The sequence below is a fragment of the Streptomyces sp. NH27 genome (genome assembly GCF_056859195.1).
Genome location: NZ_JACEGK010000861.1, coordinates 1 through 1,833 on the forward strand (window position 1 = coordinate 1; position 1,833 = coordinate 1,833).

1 pseudogene is annotated in these 1,833 nt (G+C 77.7%); it reads left to right on the forward strand.

The features are described from left to right. Nucleotides 1–94 precede the first annotated feature (94 nt). Nucleotides 95–1,833, forward strand: a pseudogene (locus AC13HU_RS36580) (hypothetical protein); the annotation flags it as partial.

Below are 1,833 nucleotides of genomic sequence, written 5' to 3' on the forward strand. Positions count from 1 at the left end.
CGCATACCGGACCCGCTCGTGCGTGGGCGTAGAGGGTCGGGTCGGGCAGGGCGCAGCGGCTGGAAGGAGCGAAACCGATGGGCGAGGGGCACGCATGACGGACACCGGTCAGATCCCCGGCGAGGGGCTGCCGGAGAACGCGGGCGCGGACACAGGCGCCGACGCGCTTCTCCCGCCGCACACGGCCCTCCCCGGCAACGGCACGCCGCAGCAGCCGGATTGGGGTACCGCACCCGTGAGCGAGCAGCCCGCGTCCGGTTACGCCTACCTCGACCACCCGGCGCCGCCCGGCGTCGGGCTCGACGACGAGGATGACGTGCTGCTGATGCCGGGGCCGCAGGGCTCCTGGAGCGACCCGCAGCCGGTGCCGCCGCCCGCGCCCGTACCGGCACAGCAGCCGGTCCAGCAGTCTCCGCTCCTCCAGAACGGGCAGCACCCGCAGCCGGTCTCCTTGCAGCAGCCGTCGGTGGATCTGCCGATCTCCGTGGAGGTGCCGGTCGAGGTGCCGCTGGAGACGGTGGCACCGCCGGTGCTCGGGAACGGCGCGCAGGTCTTCGTCGCCCAGCAGCCGCACCAGCCGCAGCCGTACCCGCAGCAGGCCGGTTCGGCCGCGCCGGGGGCCGGTTCCGGACCGGACGCGCCCGCGTACCCCGCCGCCGGTGTGCCCGATCCCGCCGCCGCGCAGGCCGGCGTTGCCCCGACGGCCGACGCCCCGGCCGGTGCCGGCGAAGGGGCCGCGGCTGTACCGCCGGCGGCGTTCCAGGCCGAGTCGGCCGGCGACGACCCGGCGCAGCAGTTCGCCGGGCCCGGGTGGAACGCGTCGGCCGAGGCTCCGCCGGTGCCGCAGCAGGCCACCGCGTCCCGGCGTCCTCTGCACATGGGTCCGTCCGTGTCCGACACGCCCAGCGGCGGAGTGTCCGTACGGTCGCTCGCCGACCGCGGACCCGCGGTGAGCGTGGCCGGGCCGCCGACCTCCGGCCCCGAGTACCTCGATGTGCCGCGCGACGACGTGAACGGCATCCCCGCGCAGCAGACCGGCGAGCCCGGTGCGGCCGCGGTCGCCACCCCGGGCAGCCCGTGGCCCGCCGCGCCCGGCGGTGCCTCGCAGCAGTCGCTGATCCCCCGCGCGGACAGCGTGCCGCGCCCGGCCGACGCGGCGGTTCAGACGATTCCGGCGCAGGGTGCCGTTGCCGCGCCGCAGGCGCCCGAGGCGGTCGCCCAGCCGGTTCAGCCGGAGCAGCCCCAGAACGAGGTGTCTCAGGCCGAGGTGTCTCCGGTGGACGTGGCTCAGGCCGAGTCGCCGGTCGAGGCGCAGGCCGACCCGCAGCCGGACGCGGGTGTCGACGCGCAGGTCCAGGCCCAGGATCAGGCCCAAGTGCAGGCACCGGCAGCGGCTGTTGCCGTCGATGAGGTCGGCGCGCAGCAGGCGGTGGCCACGGCAACGGCCGAACCTTCCCCGGCCGCGACGCCCGTGGCGGTGGCGCCCGCTCCCGCCGAGCAGCCCGCCCCGGCCGAGCCCGAACCGGTCGTACCCGCGCAGGGCGGCCCGGTCGCCTCGCAGGGCGGCGGCTTCGCGGTGCCCCAGCCGCCGGAACAGCAGGAGCAGCAGGAACAGGCCGCCGTGCAGGCACCGGTGGCGGCAGCGGCGGCCCCGCAGGCCGCGCCCGAGGCCGTCGCGGAGCCCGCGGCGCAGGTCGTGGCCGAGGCCGAACCGGCCGCGGCCGCACCGGCGGTGACCCCGGAGGCGGAGGCACCTGCACCCGTACCCGTGGCGGCACCCGTCGCCGAGGCCGTACCCGAAGCTGCCCCCGAAGCCGTCGCCGACCCGGAGCC